The 20,381-nt window shown below is 67.6% G+C and carries 13 protein-coding genes; 5 read left to right on the plus strand and 8 right to left on the minus strand.

Annotated features, from left to right (window positions below; all coding sequences use genetic code 11):
* Nucleotides 1-30: 30 nt before the first annotated feature.
* A complete protein-coding gene (locus ACZLIF_RS17095; protein WP_128990253.1) occupies nt 31-3,192 on the minus strand; it encodes an efflux RND transporter permease subunit in 3,162 nt (1,053 codons plus the stop codon).
* Between the two features lie 4 nt (nt 3,193-3,196).
* A complete protein-coding gene (locus ACZLIF_RS17100) occupies nt 3,197-4,327 on the minus strand; it encodes an efflux RND transporter periplasmic adaptor subunit (protein WP_065181718.1) in 1,131 nt (376 codons plus the stop codon).
* 114 nt (nt 4,328-4,441) lie between these two features.
* Between ACZLIF_RS17100 and ACZLIF_RS17105 the strand changes: the two genes are divergently transcribed.
* From ACZLIF_RS17105 to ACZLIF_RS17115, 3 genes are all read left to right on the plus strand, one after another.
* On the plus strand, nt 4,442-5,119 hold the full coding sequence (locus ACZLIF_RS17105; RefSeq protein ID WP_478462132.1) for a TetR/AcrR family transcriptional regulator: 678 nt from the start codon (nt 4,442-4,444) through the stop codon (nt 5,117-5,119).
* A gap of 140 nt (nt 5,120-5,259) precedes the next feature.
* Nucleotides 5,260-5,907 carry a protein-L-isoaspartate O-methyltransferase family protein gene (locus ACZLIF_RS17110; RefSeq protein WP_053520104.1) on the plus strand — a complete coding sequence of 216 codons (648 nt, stop codon included), beginning with the start codon at nt 5,260-5,262 and terminating at the stop codon, nt 5,905-5,907.
* 16 nt (nt 5,908-5,923) lie between these two features.
* On the plus strand, nt 5,924-7,282 hold the full coding sequence (locus ACZLIF_RS17115) for a TolC family outer membrane protein (protein WP_065175111.1): 1,359 nt from the start codon (nt 5,924-5,926) through the stop codon (nt 7,280-7,282).
* Nucleotides 7,283-7,351: 69 nt separating this feature from the next.
* Here the strand turns inward: ACZLIF_RS17115 and ACZLIF_RS17120 are convergent, their stop codons facing one another.
* Together ACZLIF_RS17120 and waaA are read right to left on the minus strand one after the other, a co-directional pair.
* Nucleotides 7,352-8,542: an amino acid transporter gene (locus tag ACZLIF_RS17120; RefSeq protein WP_241686010.1), complete on the minus strand. Its 1,191-nt coding sequence runs from the start codon at nt 8,540-8,542 to the stop codon at nt 7,352-7,354.
* Between the two features lie 214 nt (nt 8,543-8,756).
* Entirely contained in the window at nt 8,757-10,055 is a 1,299-nt protein-coding gene (waaA, locus tag ACZLIF_RS17125; RefSeq protein ID WP_065175113.1) for a lipid IV(A) 3-deoxy-D-manno-octulosonic acid transferase, read from the minus strand.
* 60 nt (nt 10,056-10,115) lie between these two features.
* On the opposite strand from waaA, the gene ACZLIF_RS17130 reads away from it, so the two are divergent.
* Entirely contained in the window at nt 10,116-11,033 is a 918-nt protein-coding gene (locus tag ACZLIF_RS17130; RefSeq protein WP_053517401.1) for an LpxL/LpxP family Kdo(2)-lipid IV(A) lauroyl/palmitoleoyl acyltransferase, read from the plus strand.
* A 27-nt stretch (nt 11,034-11,060) separates the two neighbouring features.
* On the opposite strand, the gene ACZLIF_RS17135 is transcribed toward ACZLIF_RS17130, so the two are convergent.
* The 4 genes from ACZLIF_RS17135 to ACZLIF_RS17150 all read right to left on the minus strand — a co-directional run bounded on the left by ACZLIF_RS17135 (nt 11,061) and on the right by ACZLIF_RS17150 (nt 16,573).
* Nucleotides 11,061-12,404, minus strand: coding sequence for an O-antigen ligase family protein (locus ACZLIF_RS17135; RefSeq protein WP_128990257.1), 1,344 nt, complete (start codon nt 12,402-12,404; stop codon nt 11,061-11,063).
* Nucleotides 12,385-13,500, minus strand: a complete 1,116-nt coding sequence (locus tag ACZLIF_RS17140) for a glycosyltransferase (protein WP_065181722.1) — start codon at nt 13,498-13,500, stop codon at nt 12,385-12,387. Before ACZLIF_RS17140 ends, ACZLIF_RS17135 begins: the two co-directional genes overlap by 20 nt.
* Before the next feature lie 13 nt (nt 13,501-13,513).
* A complete protein-coding gene (locus ACZLIF_RS17145; RefSeq protein ID WP_053517405.1) occupies nt 13,514-13,711 on the minus strand; it encodes a zinc-finger domain-containing protein in 198 nt (65 codons plus the stop codon).
* 120 nt (nt 13,712-13,831) lie between these two features.
* Nucleotides 13,832-16,573, minus strand: a complete 2,742-nt coding sequence (locus tag ACZLIF_RS17150) for a TonB-dependent receptor plug domain-containing protein (protein ID WP_081284377.1) — start codon at nt 16,571-16,573, stop codon at nt 13,832-13,834.
* 459 nt (nt 16,574-17,032) lie between these two features.
* Between ACZLIF_RS17150 and ACZLIF_RS17155 the strand changes: the two genes are divergently transcribed.
* The gene (locus ACZLIF_RS17155; RefSeq protein ID WP_128990259.1) at nt 17,033-20,377 is read left to right on the plus strand and encodes a GH92 family glycosyl hydrolase; all 3,345 of its coding nucleotides are present in this window, start codon (nt 17,033-17,035) and stop codon (nt 20,375-20,377) included.
* Nucleotides 20,378-20,381: the final 4 nt, after the last annotated feature.

Genomic DNA, 20,381 nt, shown 5'->3' on the forward strand with positions numbered 1-20,381 from the left:
CCAGAGGCGGCGGCCCTGGAACCCGGGGCATTACGCCCCGGATTCATCCGGCTTCACCCGGAACCACGCCGCATACAGCGCCGGCAGGAACACCAGGGTCAGCACGGTACCCACGATCAACCCGCCCATGATCGAAATCGCCATCGAGCCATAGAACGCGCTGCGCGACAGCGGAATCATCGCCAGCACCGCCGCCAGGGCGGTCAGCACGATCGGGCGGAAACGCCGTACCGTCGCGTCGATGATCGCATGCCAGCGATCATGCCCGGCATCGATGTCCTGCTGGATCTGGTCGATCAGGATCACCGAGTTGCGCATGATCATGCCGGCCAGCGCGATCGTGCCCAGCAGCGCCACGAACCCGAACGGTGCACGGAACAGCAGCAGGAACAAGGTCGCGCCGATGATGCCCAGCGGTGCCGTCACCAGCACCATCGCGGCACGCGAGAAGCTGCGCAGCTGCAGCATCAGCAGCGTTGCGACCACGATCAGGAACAACGGCATGCCTGCCTTGATCGAGTCCTGGCCACGTGCCGAATCCTCCACCGTTCCGCCGGTTTCCAGCAGGTAACCGCTCGGCAGTGCAGCGCGGATGCCATCCAGCGTCGGCAGGATCTGCTGCACCACGTCCAGCGCCTGGCTGCCGTCACTGATATCGGCACGCACGGTCACGGTCGGCAGGCGGTTGCGATGCCAGATGATGCCGTCCTCGAACACGTACTCCAGGCGCGCCACCTGCGAGAGCGTCACCGACGTGCCATTGGCGGTGGGAATGGCCAGGCTGCCCAGCATGGCCAGCTGCACGCGCTCGTTCTCCGGCCCCCGCAGCAGCATCTCGATCAGGCGATTGCCCTCGCGATAGGTGCTCACGCTCATGCCCGACAGCGAAGTGCCCAGCAGCTGGCTCACCTGCGCACTGCTCACGCCCAGCGCGCGCGCACGGTCCTGGTCAAGCACCAGCCGCACGACCTTGCTCGGCTCGCTCCAGTCCAGGTTCACGTTCATCACATGCGGGTTCTCCCGCACCTTGTCCTGTACCTGGCGTGCGATCGCCTGCACCTGCTCGATGTGCTCGCCGGAGATCCGCAGCTGCACCGGGTAGCCCACCGGCGGACCGTTCTCCAGCCGCGTCACGCGCATCTGCACATCCGGGAACTGCGGGATCACGTCCTTCAGCAGCCAGTCGCGCGTGGCCTCGCGCGCCTTGGCGTCTTCGGTGAGCACCACGAACTGCGAGAAGTTGGTCGCCGGCAGCTGCTGGTCCAGCGGCAGGTAGAAGCGCGGCGAACCGGTACCCACATAGGCCACGTAGTTGGCGATGCCCTCACGGCCCTTCAGCAGCTTTTCCAGCTTGCTGGCCTGCGCCTGCGTGGCCTGCAGAGACGCGCCTTCAGCCAGTTCGATATCCACCATCAGTTCCGGGCGGGTCGAATCCGGGAAGAACTGCTGCGGCACGAAGCGGAACATCAGCAACGAGAACACGAACAGGGCCACCGTTGCTGCGATCACCCACCAGCGGTGGCGCAGGCACATGTCCAGGAAACGGCGGAAACGCGTGTAGAACGGCCGCTGGTACGGATCGTGGTCGTGTGCATGCTCCTTCGGTGCGACCCAGCGCAGCAGCGCCGGATGGCGATCGGCCCAGGCCAGGCGCTTCGCACGCCAGCGACCGGCCAGGCTGTCCGGCTTGGGCAGCTGCGGATTGAACAGATCCGGCAGCATCTTGTCACCCAGGTAAGGAATGAACAGCACCGCCGCAATCCATGACACTACCAGTGCGATGGTCACCACCTGGAACAACGAACGGGTGTACTCACCGGTGCTTGACGCCGCCGTGGCGATCGGCAGGAAACCTGCCGCCGTGATCAGCGTACCGGTCAGCATCGGGAACGCCGTGGATTCCCAGGCGAAGCTGGCCGCGCGCAGGCGGTCGTAGCCCTGTTCCATCTTGGTGGCCATCATCTCCACCGCGATGATCGCATCGTCCACCAGCAGGCCCAGCGCCAGCACCAGCGCGCCCAGCGAGATCTTGTGCAGGCCGATATCGAAGTAATGCATGACGAAGAAGGTCATCGCCAGCACCAGCGGAATGGTCACGCCCACCACCAGGCCCGTACGCAGGCCCAGCGAGAAGAAGCTCACCAGCAGCACGATCACCACCGCTTCGGTCAGCACCTGCACGAACTCACCCACCGACTCTTCCACCGCATGCGGCTGGTCGGAGACCTTGCGCAGGTGCATGCCCGCCGGCAGCGTCTTCTGCAGGCGCTCGAACTCGGCATCCAGCGTGGAGCCCAGCTTCAGGATGTCGCCACCGTCTTTCATCGCGACCGCAATGCCGATCGCATCCTCACCCATGAAGCGCATCTTCGGCGACGCCGGATCGGCGAAGCCGCGCTTGATCTCGGCGATATCGCCCAGGTGCACCGTGCGGTCGCCGGCCTGGATCGGGAAGCGACGGATGTCATCGATGCTCTGGAACTGACCGGTCACGCGCAGCTGCACGCGATCGGTCGGGGTCTCGAAGAAGCTGGTGGCGCTGATCGCGTTCTGGTCGGCCAGCGCCTGCTGCACCTGCTGCAGCGACACGCCCAGCGTGGCCAGCTTGGTGTTGGACAGCTCGATCCAGACCTTCTCGTCCTGCAGGCCCTGCAGCTCGATCTTGCCCACGTCCGGCACCCGCTGCAGTTCCAGCTGGATGCGATCGGCGTAGTCACGCATCACGGCGTAGTCGAAGCCCTGCCCGGTCAGCGCGTAGATGTTGCCGAAGGTGTCGCCGAACTCATCGTTGAAGAACGGACCGACGATTTCGCGCGGCAGGTTCGGCTTGATGTCGCCCACGCGTTTGCGCACCTGGTACCACAGGTCCGGAATGGCCTTGGAGCGCAGGCTGTCCTTGGCCGCGAAGATCACCTGCGACTCGCCCGGGCGCGAGTAGGAGCGGATGAACTCGTACTGCCCGGTGTTGAGCAGCGCCTTCTCGATCGGCTCGGTCACCTGGCGCGAGACCTGCTCGGCGGTCGCGCCCGGCCACATCGTGCGTACCACCATCACCTTGAAGGTGAACGGCGGATCCTCGGACTGGCCCAGATGCTTGTACGACCAGGCGCCGATGAGGGCGAAGGCGAGCATGGCGAACAGCACCAGCGCGCGGTTGCCCAGCGCCCATTCGGATAGATTGAAACGGCGCACAGGCTTACTCCTTCGCCTTCGGTGCGGCAGCCGGCGCTGCGGGCTTCAGCACCGGGCGATTCTGCCGGTCCACCGCGACGACCTGCTGGCCGGATCGCAGCAGATGGCCGCCCGCAGCCACCACCCAGTCGTCGGCGTCCACGCCGGACAGCACCGGCACGGCGTCGATGCCATAGGCGCCCGTGCTGACGGTGACCGATTTCAACGTGCTGCTGGCCGGGTCCACCACCCACACACTGGTTGCGCCACCTGCACCGCGCTGGAGAGCGGCCATCGGCAGCTGCAGGGTGCCGTGGCGGCCGGCGCTGCTGAACACGCGCGCGCTCTGCCCCAGCTCGACATCGGCCAGTGCATCGGCGGGCAGGCTGACCCGGGTTGCGTAGGTCCGCGCCTGCGGATCGGCGGCGGCGGCGATCTCGCGGATCGTGCCGGGCAGGCGCTGCCCCGGGCGGTTCCACAACTCCACTTCCACCGGCTGGCCTACCGCGTAGTCGCGGATGGTGGCTTCCGGCAGGTCGATCAGCACTTCGCGGCCACCGTCTGCGGCCAGGTTGAAGATGGTCTGGCCCGCGGCCACCACCTGCCCGGCTTCCGCCTCACGGCTGGCGATCACACCATCGGCCGGCGCACGCAGCTGGGCGTAGCCGGCCTGGTTGCGCAGCACGTCCAGGTTGGCCCGGGCCGCGTTGGCCTGGCCCTGCGCGGCCTTGAACGCGGCAGACTGCTGATCCAGCTGCGAGCGGCTGACCAGCTGCTGGTCGGCCAGCACCTGGTAGCGCTTGAGATCGTCGCGGGCGCGTACCAGATCGGCTTCGGCCGCGGCCAGCTGCGCCTGCGAGGCGCGCGCCTGCAGGGCGAAGTCAGCGACATCCAGCTCGGCCAGCACCTCCCCCTTCTTCACCCGTTGGCCGGCGTCCACATGGCGCTTGACCAGGTTGCCGCCGACGCGGAACGACAGCGGGCTCTCCTGGCGTGCCCGGACCGTACCGGGAAACGCCGCCGGCGCCTGCCCGACCTGCTCGCCGGGATGCACCACCAGCACCGGCACGGCCGCCGGTGGCGCCTGCTCCTGTCCCGAACAGGCTGCCAACGCAGCCACCCACACGATACCGCCCATCCAGCGCACGATCTTCATCGGTCAACGTCCTGACAACACTGAGTTCAGCAGGGGAGCCGCAACGTCCGGCCCAATTTAGTAAACTGGCCGGTATAGTATAAATATCGAACCGCTTGGTCTAGTATTACCGCAATGAGTTCTTCCACTTCCCGCAAGCCGTCGGCCAAGCCTGCTGCCAAGGCCGCCGGACCCGGGCGTCCCAAGGATCTTGGCAAGCGCGCGGCGATCCTCGAGGCGGCCAAGGCCCTGTTCATCGAACAGGGCTATACCGGTGTGAGCATGGACAGCATCGCTGCCCAGGCGGGCGTGTCGAAGCTGACGGTGTACAGCCATTTCGGCGACAAGGAGACCCTGTTCTCCGAGGCCGTGCAGTCCAAATGCATCGAGATGCTGCCGGATGCGCTGTTCGTGGCCGACGCCGAAGGGCCACTGCGAGACCAGCTGATCGGGATCGGCCTGGCCTTCTTCAAGCTGATCACCTCCGACGCGGCGATCTCGATCCAACGGGTGATGATGGCCCCGGAGACCGACGAACGCCTGCGTGAGCTGTTCTGGCAGGCCGGGCCCGAGCGCACCTGCGAGGCGCTGGCCGACTTCCTGCGCTCGCGCAGCGAGCGGGGCGAGCTGCAGATTCCCGACCATCACCTGGCCGGGCAGCAGTTCCTGACCCTGGTCAAGGGTGAAGTGCACATGCATATGATGTGCGGCATGCCACTGTCATCGGTGGAGATCGATCCTGTCACCCATGTGGCGGCCAGCGTCGACTTCTTCCTGCGCGCCTATGCGCCCGGAGGAGCCGGAACCGGCTGAAACGGCAAAGCTGAACGAACCGGTGGTCGCGATGACTTCCGGCACTGCGACCCCGGCCCCCCGGCAGCGGATGCTCTGGGCGCGCCGCCGGCCTCCGGCACCGGTAAAATGGCCGGCCCACTGCGCTGGATTTGAACCTCATGACGATTGATTACGCCCACGCCCGCGAACTGATGGTGGAACAGCAGATCCGTCCCTGGGACGTGCTGGACATCAAGGTGCTCGACGTCCTGGCCCGCCTGCCGCGCGAGGCCTTTGTCGCCGACGCGCACCGGGCACTGGCCTACGCCGATGTTGAACTGCCGATCGGCAATGGCCAGAAGATGATGAAGCCCGTCATCGAGGGCCGTACCCTGCAGGCGCTGGACCTGCAACCGGGTGACGAAGTGCTGGAGATCGGCACGGGCAGCGGCTTCCTGGCCGCCTGCATCGGCGCGCTGGCGCGCGACGTGCTGAGCCTGGAGATCGACCCGGAACTGGCGACCGCCGCGCGTGCTCGGCTGGATGCCTCCGGCCTCGGTACCAACGTCCGGGTGGAAGTGGCTGACGCGCTGGCGTGGCAGACCGAACGTCGCTTTGACGTGATTTGTGTCACTGGTGCCGTCAACGTGGTGCCGTCACAGTTCGCCTCGTGGCTGCGTCCGGGTGGTCGCCTGTTCGTGATCCAGGGCCGTTCGCCGGCGATGGAAGCGCTTCTGATCAAGGCCGATGGCAGCACCGAATCCCTGTTCGAGACCGATATCGATTACCTGCGCGGTGCCGCCCCGGCACCCCAGTTCCACCTCTGAGTCCAAGGAAGCCGCAATGATCCGCCGATCCCTCGCTGTTGCGCTGGCCACTGCCCTGCTGCCGTTGTCTGCCCATGCCGCTGACCTGTTGCAGGTCTACGAGATGGCGCGCAACGGCGATCCGCAGCTGTCGGCCGCCGAATCCACCCGGCTGTACGACAAGGAAGGCGCCGTGCAGGCGCGCGCTGCCCTGCTTCCGCAGATCAACGGCCAGGCCACGCTGAACCGCACACGCAGCGAGGCCAACGCCGATGCCAATACCGGCACGGTCAGCAGCAAGCGCCGCAATTACACGATCGACGGTTCGCAGACCCTGTTCAACTGGACGCAGATCAACAACCTGCGCTCGCAGCGCGAACTGAGCAAGGCGGCTGACTTCACCCTGGATTCGGCCAACGACAGCCTGATCGTCCGCACCTCGGCGGCCTACTTCAACGTGCTGGTGGCGATCGAATCGCTGAATGCCGCACAGACCAACGAAGCGGCCGCGAAGAAGCAGTTCGACTTCGCCGACAAGCGCCTGGAAGTGGGCCTGGCGCCGATCACCGACGTGCACGAAGCGCGCGCGCAGTATGACCAGGCGCGCGCCAACACCATCGTCGCGCAGAACACCCTGGCCGATAACTACCAGGCGCTGACCGAACTTACCGGCCAGCCGGTGCTGAACCTCAAGGGGCTGCCGGCCGACTTCCGTCCCGAAGTGCCGGCCAACCGCGGCAACATCGATGAACTGGTGCAGCAGGCGACCAGCCAGAACCCGTCGCTGAAGGCGCAGGAGCTGAAGGTCAGCGCGGCCGAGGCCGGCGTGCAGGCCGCCCGCGGCGCCCACTACCCGACGCTGTCGCTGGGCGGCAGCTGGGGCAAGACCGCGACCTGGGGCGACAGCACCGGTTCGGGTTCGCTGTCCCCGGATGCGCGCACCAACAGCATCGGCCTGACCCTTAGCGTGCCGATCTTCGCCGGCGGCGCCACCCAGTCCGGCGTGCGCCAGGCGCTGGCCCAGCGTGACATCGCCCAGGATGGCTACGAGCAGCAGAAGCGCGCGCTGGATCGCAACACCCGTAATGCCTACCAGACCCTGGTGCAGGGCATCAGCGAGGTGGAAGCACGCCGCCTGGCCGTCGTCTCGGCACAGAGCGCGTACGACGCCTCGCAGGTCGGCCTGGAAGTGGGTACCCGTACGGTGCTGGACGTGATCCAGAACCAGCGCATCCTGTTCTCGGCACAGCTGGACTACGCGCAGGCCCGCTACACCTTCCTGCAGAACCGCCTGCTGCTGAGCCAATCGCTGGGCGCGCTGGACGTGGCCGAACTGCAGGACATCAATCGCCTGCTGACCCAGGACGCTGGCAATCCCGCCACGACCACGCAGTAAGTCGTCACCCGCGTTGACGGAAAGCCACCCGACCGGGTGGCTTTTCTGATTGTGCCGCGGCGATGTGATCTAGCGCAGGAGCGGCAGCAGGCACAACGCTGCTGCCGCCATGCCCAGCACGGCGTCGGCAGGCGAGCGCGTCACCTCGCTGCGCCGCTGAAGTCCTCCCAGGCACAAGGCGGCCACCACCAGCAGTCCCACCGGCCCCGGCATCGCCGGCAAGACGCCGGCCGGCAGCCACAGCGCCAGCAGGGTCGCCAACAGGATGATCGCCACGGTCGCCACGCACGCCGCTGGTGGGTCGCCCTCGTTTCCAAGCGGCCACAGCGGCAGCGCCAGCCGCGTCGCCAGCATCAGCAGCACCAGCTGCAGCGCCGCCAACCCTGCATAGCCTGCCAGCGGCAGCCACGGCAACATCCAGGACAACTGGGGATGGCTTCGCAGCGCAACCGTCAAGGGCCGGCTGCTGGCCAGCGCTGGATAGTCGACCAGGCCCGCCTGCAGTGCGGCCAGTGCGATCAGCATCAGCGTCGCCGCGACGAGCACCATGAGCATCGTCAGTGGGCGTCGCGCCAGCCCGCCAACAGGCAACCCGGGAACACCCAGTGCCAGGCCGGCGCTGGCAAAGATGCCCAGCAGCGGCACAGCCGCAGCGAGCACGCCTCCCAGGCCGAAGCGATACGGTGCAGTGGCGGGGGGAACCCATGGGATCCAGTGCGCGTAGTGCACATACCGGGCCGCCAGCGCCAGCAGCAGCACGCCGATGCCGATCTTCACGGTCAACAGCGCGCACACCAGCAGCACCGTCCGCGCCGGTCGCATCAGCGTGGTGGCTCCCAACAGCAGCAGGCCTGCAGCTGCCGTCACCTGCACCGGCAGCGTACCGGCGCTGGATGCGCCCGCCGCCGCCAGTGCCGCATGCAGATGGCCAGCCCCGGACTGCGCCGCACCCGCCAGCGTCGCCGTGCACTCCAGCAACAACGCCAGGCACAGCACGCGGGCCATCGACCGCCCCCAGCCGGCCACCAGCAGGCCATACAGGCCATCGGCCATATCCGCCTGCGTCACCACCCTGTACAGGCGTGCCAGCACCAGCGCCGCACCGAGGGCTGCGAGCAGCAGACTGAGCACGACGGCCGGCCCCGCCTGCGCCGCCGTGTACTGACCGACCCGTGCGATGACACTGCCACCGAGCAGCAACGTCATCAGGATCACGCCCAGATGATCCATTCCAAGCCGATGGCCATCGCTGCCGCTCATCTCAAGCTCCCTTGATGCCGTCCAAGCACGGTCGACATCAGGCTGGCAGCCTGTGCGGGCAATCGATATCAGATTTGCATCTGCATGCCGCGAGGTGTGATCCGAGGCACGTTGCGGCGTCGGCAATCGGTCCTGCGGCGACAGAACGATGGCCGTCAAGCAGGCTTAATCCAGTTGATCGCGACAGTACGGCGGCGAGCGCGCCGCGTGCGGCTCAGCCGCGGGGCGGTGGCAGGTGCGGGGCCACCAGCGCCAGCGTCCGCTGCAGCGCGCCGCGCCCATTGCTGACCAGCGTGCATCCGGCGTGCGCCATGTCCTCGCGGGCCTGCGGATCCTCCAGCAGGTGCTGCAGCAGACCGCCGACCGCCTGCACGTCTTCGCCGATCAACAGCGCACCGGCCTCGCGCATGCGCCGCGAGATCTCCGAGAAATTGTGCAGGTGCGGACCGGTCACCGCGGCAGTGCCCATCGCCGCCGGCTCCAGCAGGTTGTGGCCACCGATCGGCTGCAGGCTGCCGCCGACGAAGGCGACCTGCGCACAGCCATAGAACGGCATCAGTTCGCCGAGGGTGTCGATGATGAAGGCGTCGGTATCGGCGGACGGCCACTGCTGCGCACGGCGGGTCGCCACGTTCCAGCCCTGCTCGCGCGCCAGCGCCTCCACCTTCGGGAAGCGCTCGGGATGCCGGGGTGCCCACAGCAGCAGCAGGTCCGGATGGTGCTGGCGCAGGCGCCGGTGCAGATCGATCACCGCCTGCTCTTCGCCATCATGGGTACTGGCCGCGATCCACACCGGCCGCGTGGCCGGCACCCGTGCGTGGAACTGTTCGATGAAGGCCTGCACGTCCGGCGTGGCGATGTCGAATTTGAGGTTGCCCAGTGCCTGCACCTGGTCAGGCGCCGCCCCCAGCTGCACGAAGCGCTCTGCGTCGTCCTGCGACTGGGCTGCCACGCACGTCACCGTGCGCAGCGCGCGGCGGATCAGCGCGGCCAGCAGCCGGTAGCCACGCAGCGAACGGGCCGACAGGCGGGCATTGAGGATGTAGACCGGAATGTCGCGGTCACGGCAGCCGAACAGCATGTTCGGCCACAGTTCGGTTTCCAGGATCAGCGCCAGGCTGGGCTGGAAGTGGCCGAGGAAACGGTTGACGCTGCCGGGCACGTCATACGGCAGGTAGACGTGGTCCAGCGCATCGCCCCACAGCGCGCGCACGCGCTCGGAGCCGGTGGGGGTGATGGTGGTGATGACCCAGCGGATATCCGGGCGCTGCTGGCGCAGGGCGTTGACCAGCGGCGCGGCGGCGTTGACCTCGCCCACCGAGACCGCATGCAGCCAGACCCGTGGCTGGCCGCTGGGCTGGGGATAGGAGGCGTAGCGCTCGTCCCAGCGGCGGAAATACTCACGGACCCGGAAGCCGCGCCAGACCAGGTGGTACACGGTGATCGGCAGCAGGATGTAGAGCACGACCGAATACAGGCCGCGCAGGATCCATTCGACAGGGTCTTTGCGCATGCGGCAAGGATACGGGACACCCCCGGGAAAGACACGCAGCCGGATTGCTAGAATGGCGCCATGTCCGATGCCTCCACTGCCGTCCGCCCGTCACTGCGCGATCCCCGCAACTGGCCGATGTTCGCCGCCATGTACGGCGCTTTCGCCATCGCCCGCCTGCCGTGGATGCTGCAGCGCGCCCTCGGTCGCGGGGTGGGGTCGATCGCCTGGCGCCTGGCCGGCAGCCGTCGCCGTGCAGCCGAGGTCAATCTCGCGCTGTGTTTCCCGGAAAAGGACGATGCCTGGCGCAAGCGGTTGGTTCGCGACAGCTTCGATGCCCTGGGCGTGGGCGTGTTCGAGTGCATCCGTGCCTGGTGGGGCAGCATCGACAGCATCCGCCCGCAGGTGCAGATCGAAGGGCTGGAGCACCTGCGGCAGATGCAGGCCGAGGGTCGCGGCGTGCTGCTGGTGTCCGGGCACTTCATGACCCTGGAGATGTGCGGCCGCCTGCTGTGCGACTACGTCGACCTGTCCGGCATGTACCGCAAACACAAGAATCCGGTGTACGAGTGGGCGGTGAAGTTCGGCCGCCTGCGCTACGCCAAGGCGATGTTCGCCAACGAGGACATCCGCGCCACCGTGCGCCACCTGAAGAAGGGCGGTTTCCTCTGGTACGCCCCCGACCAGGACATGCGTGGCAAGGACACCGTGTTCGTTCCGTTCTTCGGCCACACCGCCGCCACCATCACCGCCACCCACCAGCTGGCGCGGATGACCGGTTGCGCGGTCATTCCGTACTTCCACCGCCGCGAAGGCGGGAAGTACTTCCTGAAGATCGGCGCGCCGCTGGAGAACTTCCCGAGCGAGGATGTGGAAGCCGATACCGCGCGCGTCAACCAGGCGATCGAAGAGATGGTGCGCGAAGCCCCTGACCAGTACCTGTGGATCCATCGCCGCTTCAAGCGCCAGCCCGGCGGGCGCAGCGACTTCTACAAATAGATCCAGGCACGCCTGGATCCGCCCGGATTACCTGCCCGTTTCCATCGCGCGTGGTGAGTCATCCGCGTCACGCGCCAGCAGGCTGCCGGCGAACAGCGCCGCCAGCAGCACGGTCAGCCCACCCCAGAACGCAGAGTAGAACGCCAGGTGGGTGTTGAGCGGGAACACGGTGACCGCCAGCGCCAGCATGGCCGGCCGCACCCGCTCGCGGGCCGCGGTCGGTGCGAAGCGCCACGCCCGCCAGGCCTGTGCCACGGCGGCCAGCCACAACAGCAGGCCCAGCACGCCGGTCTCGGCCAGGATCTCCAGCACGATCTGGTGCGCGTGCAGGGCCGGTTCCGCGCCCCACACCGCGGTTCCCTCCCCTGCGACACAGGCGGGATACGCATCGCGGAAGCCACGCGCGCCGACACCGTTGATCGGATGTGCTTCGATCATGCAGGCCGCTGCGCTCCAGATCCGCGCACGCCCGGACAACGCCTGGTCGACGCCCGTCTCGTCCCCCTCCCAGGCCATCGTCGTGCGCAGCACGCGCTCGCGCAGCTGCGGCACGCTGGCAACCAGGACCCCGGCCCCCAGGACCCCGACCATCGCCAACAGCGCCAGCCGCTTCCAGCCGAACTGGCGCATGCCGCTGTAGGCCAGCACGAGCGCGAAGGTGATCCACGAGGCGCGTGAGCCGGCCAGCAGCAACACACTGCCGAGGGCCGCAGCGGCCAGCAGCCAGCCGGCAGCACCGAAGCGGCGCGCCAGCGGCAGCAGCAGGAACGGCGACAGGCTGGCCAGCACCTGGCCGAATTTCAGGTTGCACGGGCCCAGTACGCCACTGAGCCGGTCGGCCAACGCCGCTTCATCGGCCGGGCACAGCGCACGCCCGCTGATTGCCAGTTTGAGCTGCTCCAGCGACCAGAACCATGGGCTGGTGCCGGCCACCGCCTGTACCAGCGCATCCAGCGTCCAGGCGCCGGTGATCACCGCCAGTCCACCCAGGGTGAGTCTGCGCCGCTCCGGCGTGGCCACTGCGATCGCTACCAGCCACATGAAGGGCAGGTAGCGCAGGCCTGCTGCCGCCTTGGTCCACGAGGCCGACGGGTCGATCGCATCGAATGCGGAAAATGCCTGCGGCAACCAGTAGCCGAGGAACAGGATCGAGGTCAGCGCCCAGGCCGCCGGGCTCAGCAGATGCGGCCGGCGCTGCAGGCGGCGGATGACCATGCGCACTGCGGCATAGATTGCACCCAGGCCCAGGACGGTCTCGGCGATGCCTGGCAGCGGCCACAACGCCACGTAGGCAAGCACCCACCAGGGCGCCCAGCGCCCGGCGCGTTCATCGCGCAGGACGGCTGCGGTGTCAGCCTGCGAGGTCGGCATAGAGACGGAGGGTATCGCGCTGCATGGCCTGCAGGGTAAACGGGATACGGCCCGGCAACGATGGCGGCTGCGCCAGAAGGGCCAGCGCACGTTCACCCAGTGCCTGCGCATCTCCCAGCGGCACCGCACCGGTGGGCTGGAGCTGCTGCAGCAGTTCGCCCACCCCACCGTGGTTCCAGCCGAGCACCGGTCGGCCCACCGACAGTGCTTCCACCACGGTACGGCCGAAGGCTTCGGGCTTGTCGGACAGCTGCAGCACCAGATCGCTGGCGGCATAGGCCTGGGCGATGCGGGCGGTCGGCGTGCTGATGTGGACCGCGTCTGCGATGCCGAGCGTGGCGGCCTGGCGGCGCAGGTCGGCCACATAGGCTTCGCGCCCCGGCTCGTCGGTGCCCAGCATCCACAGCTGCGCCGGCACGCCGGCAGCGCGGACGTCGGCCAGCAGCTGCAGCGCGTGCGCGTGCCCCTTCAGGCGCGTGCCACGGCCCGGCAGCAGCAGCAGCGGCCCGTCCACCCCGGCCAGCCACGGGTAGTCCGCCACCAGCGACAGGCGCGGCCGGCGATCACCGCGCGCCACCCGCGGGAACTGACTGACATCAACACCACGCGGGATCACCCGCAGGTGGTCCTCCGGCACGGTCGGATAGTGGCGCTGCACGTATTCGCGCACGCTGTTGGAGACACAGATCACCCGCTCGCCGCTGGTCATCACCGCGCTGTAGCGGCTGGGCGAGTTCAGCCCGTGCACGGTGGTTACCCAGTGCGGCCGCTGCGCCTGCGGCATCGCCCGGATCGCATACAGCCCCAGCCACGCGGGCAGGCGCGAGCGGGCGTGCACGATATCGGCGCCGACCTCGGCGAACAGGCGACGCAGGGTCGGCAGATGACGCAGGGTCAGCAGCGACTTGCGGCCGATATCGAGGGTGAGATGCTCGGCACCGCTGGCCAGCAGCGGTTCAACGAGGCGGCCACCGGCAGACACCACCAGCGCGCGATGGCCGGCTGCCACCAGTGCCGACGCGATTTCCAGGGTCGAGCGCTCGACGCCGCCGGAGTGCAGCGCCGGCAGCAACTGCACCACGGTCAGTCGACGCATCGGTGAAGGCCGTTCAGTCAGCCAGTACGAACACGGAACCGCAGTACGGGCACTGCGCTTCACCGTTGGGTTCGTCTTCGATCGCCAGGTAGACCCGCGGATGCGAGTTCCACAGCGCCATCTCCGGGGTCGGGCAGCTCAGCGGCAGGTCGCTGCGGTGCACGGTGTAGCGCTTCTCGGCGTTGGCGGGCGCGGTGGCGGTATGGCTCATGGCGGATGTCGATGAACGGATTGCGAGGCCTGCGATTCTAGCACCTGGGGCGGCGACCCGGCCGCCCCTGTCCTTTCCTGGCCCCCGCCCCCTGACAGCCGGGACCTGCCAGCGCCCGGCCTACTGGAAGTCCAGCGACAGCTCCAGGAAGGCCGAGCGGCCATAGGCGTTGTAGATGCCCTGATCGTAGTACGGCCAGTTGCCGTTGCTGCGGTCGATCGGCGGCATCTCGTCGGTCAGGTTGTTGACCGTCAGCAGCAGGCTGGCCAGGTCATTGATGCGGTAGCCGACCGTGGCGTTCCAGGTGGTCCACGGGCCGATGTTGCGCTGCTCGCCACGGCTGTCCCAGGTGGGCGCGTTGCGCACGCCGAACGCACTGGCGCTGAACGGCCCGCGCTTCCAGTTCACGCCCAGCGTGGCCCGGTACTGCAGTTCATTGGAATTGCCGCAGCACAACTGGTCGTAGACCGGATCGCCTTCCTTGTCCTGGGTGGTGTGCTTGAGCGGGCGGTAGTAGCCCGCGTTGACCGTGAAATCTCCCACCGAGGAGGTACCCCAGCGATAGTCCAGCGCTGCCTGCACACCGGTCTGGCGTTGGCTGGCGATGTTGATCGGGTAGGAGAACACCTTGTCCACACCGTTGGGGTTGAGCGGATCGGTGGCCGGCTTGCGCTGCACCTGGCCCAGGACCTGCTGGCAGGTGGGCGAGGTGATGTCGAAGCGGGTCTGCCCGTTCTCCGATACGCCCAGCCGGCAGTTGGCCTCGGTGTCGAGGATGCTGTCGGTACCGAGGATGCGTACTTCGTTCTCGATCACCACCGAGTTGTAGTCCACCGACAACGTCAGCGCGTTGTCCAGTGTCGACCACACCGCACCATAGGTGAACGTGCGTGCAGTGATGTCCTTCAGATCGCGGTTGCCGGTACTGGAAGACAGCACCGCCAACCCGGACTGCTCGCAGTCATCGAAGTTGTCGGAGGTGTAACCGGCCTGCCGGCACTGGTAGAGGTCGGTGTTGGTGGTATAGCCGCTGCTCTCGCGCGAAAACAGGTAGAACATGTCCGGCGAACGGAACGCAGTGGCGTAGCTGCCACGCAGCAGCAGCGATTCGATCGGCCGGTACTCCAGGCCAAGCTTCCAGGTCGCCTTGCCGTTGCCGCCACCGCCCTGCAGGGCGTACTTGTCGTAGCGGCCGGACAGGTTGGCGCTGAAGGTATCGATGATCGGCACCTGCAGTTCCGCACCCAGCGCGTACAGATCCCGCTGGCCCTGCGCCGAGGTGCCGGCGGTCTGCCCGCGGAACAGCACACCGGCATCGGGATCGGCCGACTGGTTGAAGAACTTCTCGCGCTGGCCCTGGGCGATCAGCGCGAAACCGACGTCGCCGGCCGGCAGGGTGAACAGCGAACGATGGGTCAGCAGTGCCGTCACTGCTGTGCGCGACGCGCTGGATGCAGCACGGTTGAGGCCGCTGAAGCTGTCGTACTGGTCGCGGGTGATCGGCTGGTACAGGCGCGACAGGTCCGGGGCGTAGACCTCGTAGCCATCCTGCATGCCCAGCATCGGCCCCAGGTAGTAATCGTCCACGCCGTTCCGGGCGAGGAAGTCGGTGGATTTGCGGGTGACATCGGTGCTGGAACGGTTGACGTAGACGTCGTAGTCGAAGCTGCCCAGCACGCCACGCACGCCGGCGGTGACGTTCAGCGATCGCGTGTAGACGCGCTGGTCCTTGGCATCCAGGCCGACTTCCTCGGGCGCGTAGATGCGCTGCCACTGCTCGTACTGGCCGCTGGTGCGGTTGTAGAAGGTCTTGTTCCAGAACGGGCTGCCACCGCTGTAGGTCGGCCGGCTGAAGCCGAACAGGATGTCCGAGTACAGCTCGGTATCCGGGCTGAGGTGATAGCGCAGGAAGGTGGTCGCGTTGACGTCCTGGCTGGCGTTGTACAGCGACGCGGTGCCGACGTTGTCGGGGGTGCCGCAGTAGTAGCCACCGCCGGAAATGTCGCGGTGCGCGTACACGGTGCTGCCACCGAACAGATTCGACAGCGGCGCGCAGGTGGCCGCGCCCGGGTCGATGTAGGCGTTGGGCCCCTGACGCATGCGCAGGAAGCTGCGCGACGGATCCTGCGGCCCGGTCGGGTTGTCGTTGACGCTGTCGATGCGGCTGCGGTCGAAGGCGTAGATCGCCTTCTGGTTGATGTATTCCAGCCCGTAGCTGATATCGAGGTTGCCGAAGGTCTGTCCACTGCTGGCGCTGAAGCGCTGGCTGGAACCGCCGCCCTGGCTGTAACCACCGACGCGGTAGCGCAGATGGGTGCCTTCCACGCGGTCTTTCAGCACGATGTTGACTACGCCGGCCACGGCCGACGAGCCATACACCGAGGACTGTCCACCGGTGAGCACATCGATGCGTTCGACCATGCCCAGCGGGATGTTGGCAATGTCGGCGATGCTGGTGTTGCCGTTGTAGGCCAGCGGATAGCTGTTGATCGGCCGCCCGTTGATGAGGGTAAGGGTGTAGCTGGGGTCCAGACCGAACAGGCTGATGGTCTTGGCGCCCGGAGTGTAGAAGCCGGTTCCCTGGGAATCCTGCACCGACCCATTGGAGACCGGCAGCGAGCGCAGCGCATCGAACACCGTGGTGAAACCCTGCGCCTGGATCTGCTCGGCGGTGATGGTCGTCACCGGTGAGGGGCCCTCCACCTGCGCGCGCGGAATGAGCGACCCGGTCACCGTGACCGCATCCAGGTCGCGCGTACGCGGCGGATCGGCGCCCTCCCCTGCGTTGGAGGACTGGGCCTGCACGGCCAGCGGCGACAGCAGCAGCGAAGACATCAACAACGACAGCAACCTCGGTTTCATCAAGCGCTCTCCAGAGACGGATGACGGTCCTGCCGGTGGGGGACGGACGGGAGGGTCGTGGATGGACGGTGGTGACGGGCAGCAGCAGCAAGCGCAGGCCGCCCGCCCGGTTCAGGGCATGCAGGGTGTTCCGGGACAGATGGAAGGGTTGGGATCGGGACGGGAAGGACGCCGCCTTCCCCGGGCCTGGACCCCGGCCACTTTTAAATCGATCCAATCCCCTCTGTCAATAATTTGAAATGAAACGTTTTTCCCGGATTTGGATCGAACTAATTGCACTTGTCAGGGGGCAACGCACTGAGGCAGGATCGGGACCACTCCGACGACCCGATCGCATGGCCCGCCCCCACCGGACCGGCATCGCTCCTTTCCACCGCCCTTGGGCGGCGGGCGCGATGCTGGCCGTGGTACGTGCCGATGCGGGTCCTGCCTGCCGCCTGCCCTTCCGGGAGACCCTGCATGACCCTGTCCGATCCGCGCCGCGCCCTGCTTCCGCTCGCCCTGGCCCTGGCCTGCGCCACGCCCGCCCTGCCCGCAGTGGCACAGGGCCTGCAGACCTCGTTCGAAGCAGGTGAGCCCGCACCGGCCAAGGCCGGCGGCGCGCTGCAGGTGCAGATCGGCACCGGTCCGGCGGCGCCGTATGCGGCCAAGCGCAACGCCGGCTACAGCGGCCTGCGCGCGCTGCACTACCAGGCCGACGGCGGCGCGGCGCGGCGCGACCTGTTCAGCACGGACCTGACCATCGACGCCGACACCACCCTGTCCTGGCTGGTGCTGCCGGAGATCGTCGACAAGGACACGGTGGCCTCCACCTACGTCTCGCTGGACCTGCGCCTGGACGATGGCAGCCGCGTATCGGCCAGCTCGGCGCGTGATCAGCACGGCATCGCCGTGGGCGCGCGTGCGCAGGGCGATTCGAAAACGCTGTACCCGCAGCAGTGGGCGCGCAAGGCCGTACGCCTGGGCGATGTGCCTGCGCTGCGCGGCCGCCGGGTGGTCGCCATCGAGCTGGAAGTGGCCAGCGCCGACGGTGCGTCGGTGTCCGGCTGGATCGATGACGTGCGCCTGGATGCACAGCCGCGGCATGTGCCGCAGCGGGTCTCGGACTGGGTGCTGACCACCCGCGGTACGCAGGCCAACGGCACGTTCTCGCGCGGCAACAATTTCCCGGCCACGGCGGTGCCGCACGGCTTCAACTTCTGGACCCCGGTGACCGATGCCGGTGCACTGAACTGGCTGTACCGCTGGAACGAGCAGAACGATGCGAACAACCGCCCGCAGCTGCAGGCGCTCGCGCTGAGTCACCAGCCCAGTCCCTGGATGGGCGACCGCCAGACCTTCCAGGTGATGCCGTCGGCCAGCCGCGGTGTGCCCGAGGCCGACCGCAGCAAGCGGGCGCTGTCCTTCGACCGCTCGCACGAGAACGCGCGCCCCTACCGCTACGACGTGCGCTTCGACAACGGCATCGCCGCCTCCATCGCGCCGACGGACCACGCCGCGGTCTTCCGCTTCGATTTCCCTGCGGAAGGTGATGCCAACCTGCTGTTCGACAATGTGGACGCACGCGGCGGGCTGACACTGGATGCGGCCACGCAGACACTGTCCGGCTACACCGATACACGCAGCGGCCTGTCCAACGGTGCCGGCCGCATGTTCGTGGTGGCCCGCTTCGACCGGCCCTGGCGCAGCAGCGGGCGCATCGACAGCGGCCGACCGACCGGCTACATCAAGTTCGATGCCGGCAGCGATCGCCGCGTCACCATGCGCATTGCCACCTCGCTGATCTCGCTCGAACAGGCGCGGCACAACCTTGCTCTGGAGATTTCCGCCACGGATACGCTGGAAAGCGTGGCCGGCCGCGCCCAGGATGCCTGGGATGCGCGCCTGGCCCGCTTCGATATCGGCGATGCCACGGACGACCAGAAAACCACGCTGTACTCCAGCCTCTACCGGTTGTACCTGTATCCCAACTCCGGCCACGAAAACGTCGGCAGCGCTGCCGCCCCCGAGTGGCGTTACGCCAACCAGGCCAGCGCCAGCGAGAACAACACCGATGGCAGTGACAGCCGCACCTTCAGTGGCGTGCGCGATGGCCGGGTATTCGTCAACAATGGCTTCTGGGATACGTTCCGCACGACGTGGCCGGCGTACGCACTGTTCACGCCGGAGGACGCCGGCCAGCTCGTGCAGGGTTTCATCGAGCAGTACCGCGCGGGCGGCTGGATCGCCCGCTGGTCATCGCCGGGCTACGCGGACCTGATGGTCGGCACCAGTTCCGACGTGGCCTTCGCCGACGCATGGCTGAAGGGCGTCGGCGGTTTCGATCCCGCCGAGGCCTATGCCGCGGCGCTGAAGAATGCCACCGTGGTACCGCCCGATCGCCATGTAGGGCGCAAGGGCATGGACCGCTCGACGTTCCGCGGCTATGCCAGTGCCGACGTGCATGAAGGCATGTCATGGACGATGGAAGGCGCCCTGAACGACTTTGGCATCGCCAACATGGCGGAGGCACTGGCCAAGCGCGCGACCACCGCCGCGCAGCGCGAGCGCTACAGCACCGAAGCCGACTACTTCCGCTACCGCGCTGCCGGCTACGCGACCCTGTTCGACCCTGCCGCCGGCTTCTTCCAGGGCCGCAAGGCCGATGGCAGCTGGCGCGTGGACGCCAAGGACTACGATCCGCGCGTGTGGGGCCACGACTACACCGAATCCAACGGCTGGACGTTTGCCTTCACCGCCGCGCACGATGGCGAGGGCCTGGCCGCGCTGTACGGTGGCCGCGACAGGCTGGCCGCCAAGCTCGATGCCTTCTTTGCCACGCCGGAGACCGCCGATGCCGCGTTTGCAGGCTCCTACGGCGGCATCATCCATGAGATGACCGAAGCGCGCGACGTGCGCATGGGCATGTACGCGCACAGCAACCAGCCGGCGCACCATATCCCGTGGATGTATCTGTACGCCGGGCAGCCCTGGAAGACCCAGCAGCACGTGCGCGAGATCCTGTCGCGGCTGTACGTGGGCAGCGAGATCGGCCAGGGCTATCCGGGCGATGAGGACAATGGCGAGACCTCCGCATGGTACGTGCTGGCTTCGCTGGGCCTGTATCCACTGCGGATGGGCGCGCCGGAATACGTGATCGGCTCCCCGGCATTCAGGCACGCCCGGGTGGAACTGCAGGATGGCGCGGTGCTGACCATCAACGCGCCGCAGAACTCCGCGGAGAACGTCTACGTCCAGTCGCTGAAGATCAACGGCACGCCATGGACCCGGACCTGGGTACCGCACGAGGTGATCGCCAAGGGCGCGACGCTGGACTTCGAGATGGGCCCGCAGCCTTCGCGCTGGGGCACAGGCGCCGACGACGTGCCCCGTTCGCTGACCGCACCGGGCCAGCGACCGCAGATGCTGCACGATCTGCTGGGCAGCGGCGCGCGCGCTGCGCTGGCCGATGGCCGCGCCGTGCCCGCGCTGTTGGACGACGATGCGACCACGGCCGTTCCGCTGGGCGCGGGTGCCACCCTCAAGCTGAGCGCCGTGGGTGATGGCGCGCCGACGATGTATACGCTGACCAGCGGCGAAGGGCCGATCCGGGGGGCCGGATGGACGCTGGAAGCCCGTAACGGCGATGGCCGCTGGACCACGCTGGACCAGCGGCGTGGCGAAGACTTCAGTGCTGCGCGGCAGACCCGTCCGTTCCGCATCGCCTCGCCCTCACGCTATGCCGAGTACCGCCTGCGCGTAACTGCGCCGGGACGCCTGCAGCTGGCTGAGATCGAACTGTTGTCCCCCTCCACTGTACGGTGACCCC

The sequence above is a fragment of the Stenotrophomonas sp. 2201_Sma genome (assembly GCF_056486685.1).

Bases quoted from the DNA above. Each gene is read 5' to 3' on its own strand.
- ACZLIF_RS17100 (WP_065181718.1), bottom strand. From the start codon at position 4,327: ATGAAGATCGTGCGCTGGATGGGCGGTATCGTGTGGGTGGCTGCGTTG.
- ACZLIF_RS17105 (WP_478462132.1), top strand. From the start codon at position 4,442: ATGAGTTCTTCCACTTCCCGCAAGCCGTCGGCCAAGCCTGCTGCCAAG.
- ACZLIF_RS17110 (WP_053520104.1), top strand. From the start codon at position 5,260: ATGACGATTGATTACGCCCACGCCCGCGAACTGATGGTGGAACAGCAG.
- ACZLIF_RS17115 (WP_065175111.1), top strand. From the start codon at position 5,924: ATGATCCGCCGATCCCTCGCTGTTGCGCTGGCCACTGCCCTGCTGCCG.
- ACZLIF_RS17120 (WP_241686010.1), bottom strand. From the start codon at position 8,542: ATGAGCGGCAGCGATGGCCATCGGCTTGGAATGGATCATCTGGGCGTG.
- waaA (WP_065175113.1), bottom strand. From the start codon at position 10,055: ATGCGCAAAGACCCTGTCGAATGGATCCTGCGCGGCCTGTATTCGGTC.
- ACZLIF_RS17130 (WP_053517401.1), top strand. From the start codon at position 10,116: ATGTCCGATGCCTCCACTGCCGTCCGCCCGTCACTGCGCGATCCCCGC.
- ACZLIF_RS17135 (WP_128990257.1), bottom strand. From the start codon at position 12,404: ATGCCGACCTCGCAGGCTGACACCGCAGCCGTCCTGCGCGATGAACGC.
- ACZLIF_RS17140 (WP_065181722.1), bottom strand. From the start codon at position 13,500: ATGCGTCGACTGACCGTGGTGCAGTTGCTGCCGGCGCTGCACTCCGGC.
- ACZLIF_RS17145 (WP_053517405.1), bottom strand. From the start codon at position 13,711: ATGAGCCATACCGCCACCGCGCCCGCCAACGCCGAGAAGCGCTACACC.
- ACZLIF_RS17150 (WP_081284377.1), bottom strand. From the start codon at position 16,573: ATGAAACCGAGGTTGCTGTCGTTGTTGATGTCTTCGCTGCTGCTGTCG.
- ACZLIF_RS17155 (WP_128990259.1), top strand. From the start codon at position 17,033: ATGACCCTGTCCGATCCGCGCCGCGCCCTGCTTCCGCTCGCCCTGGCC.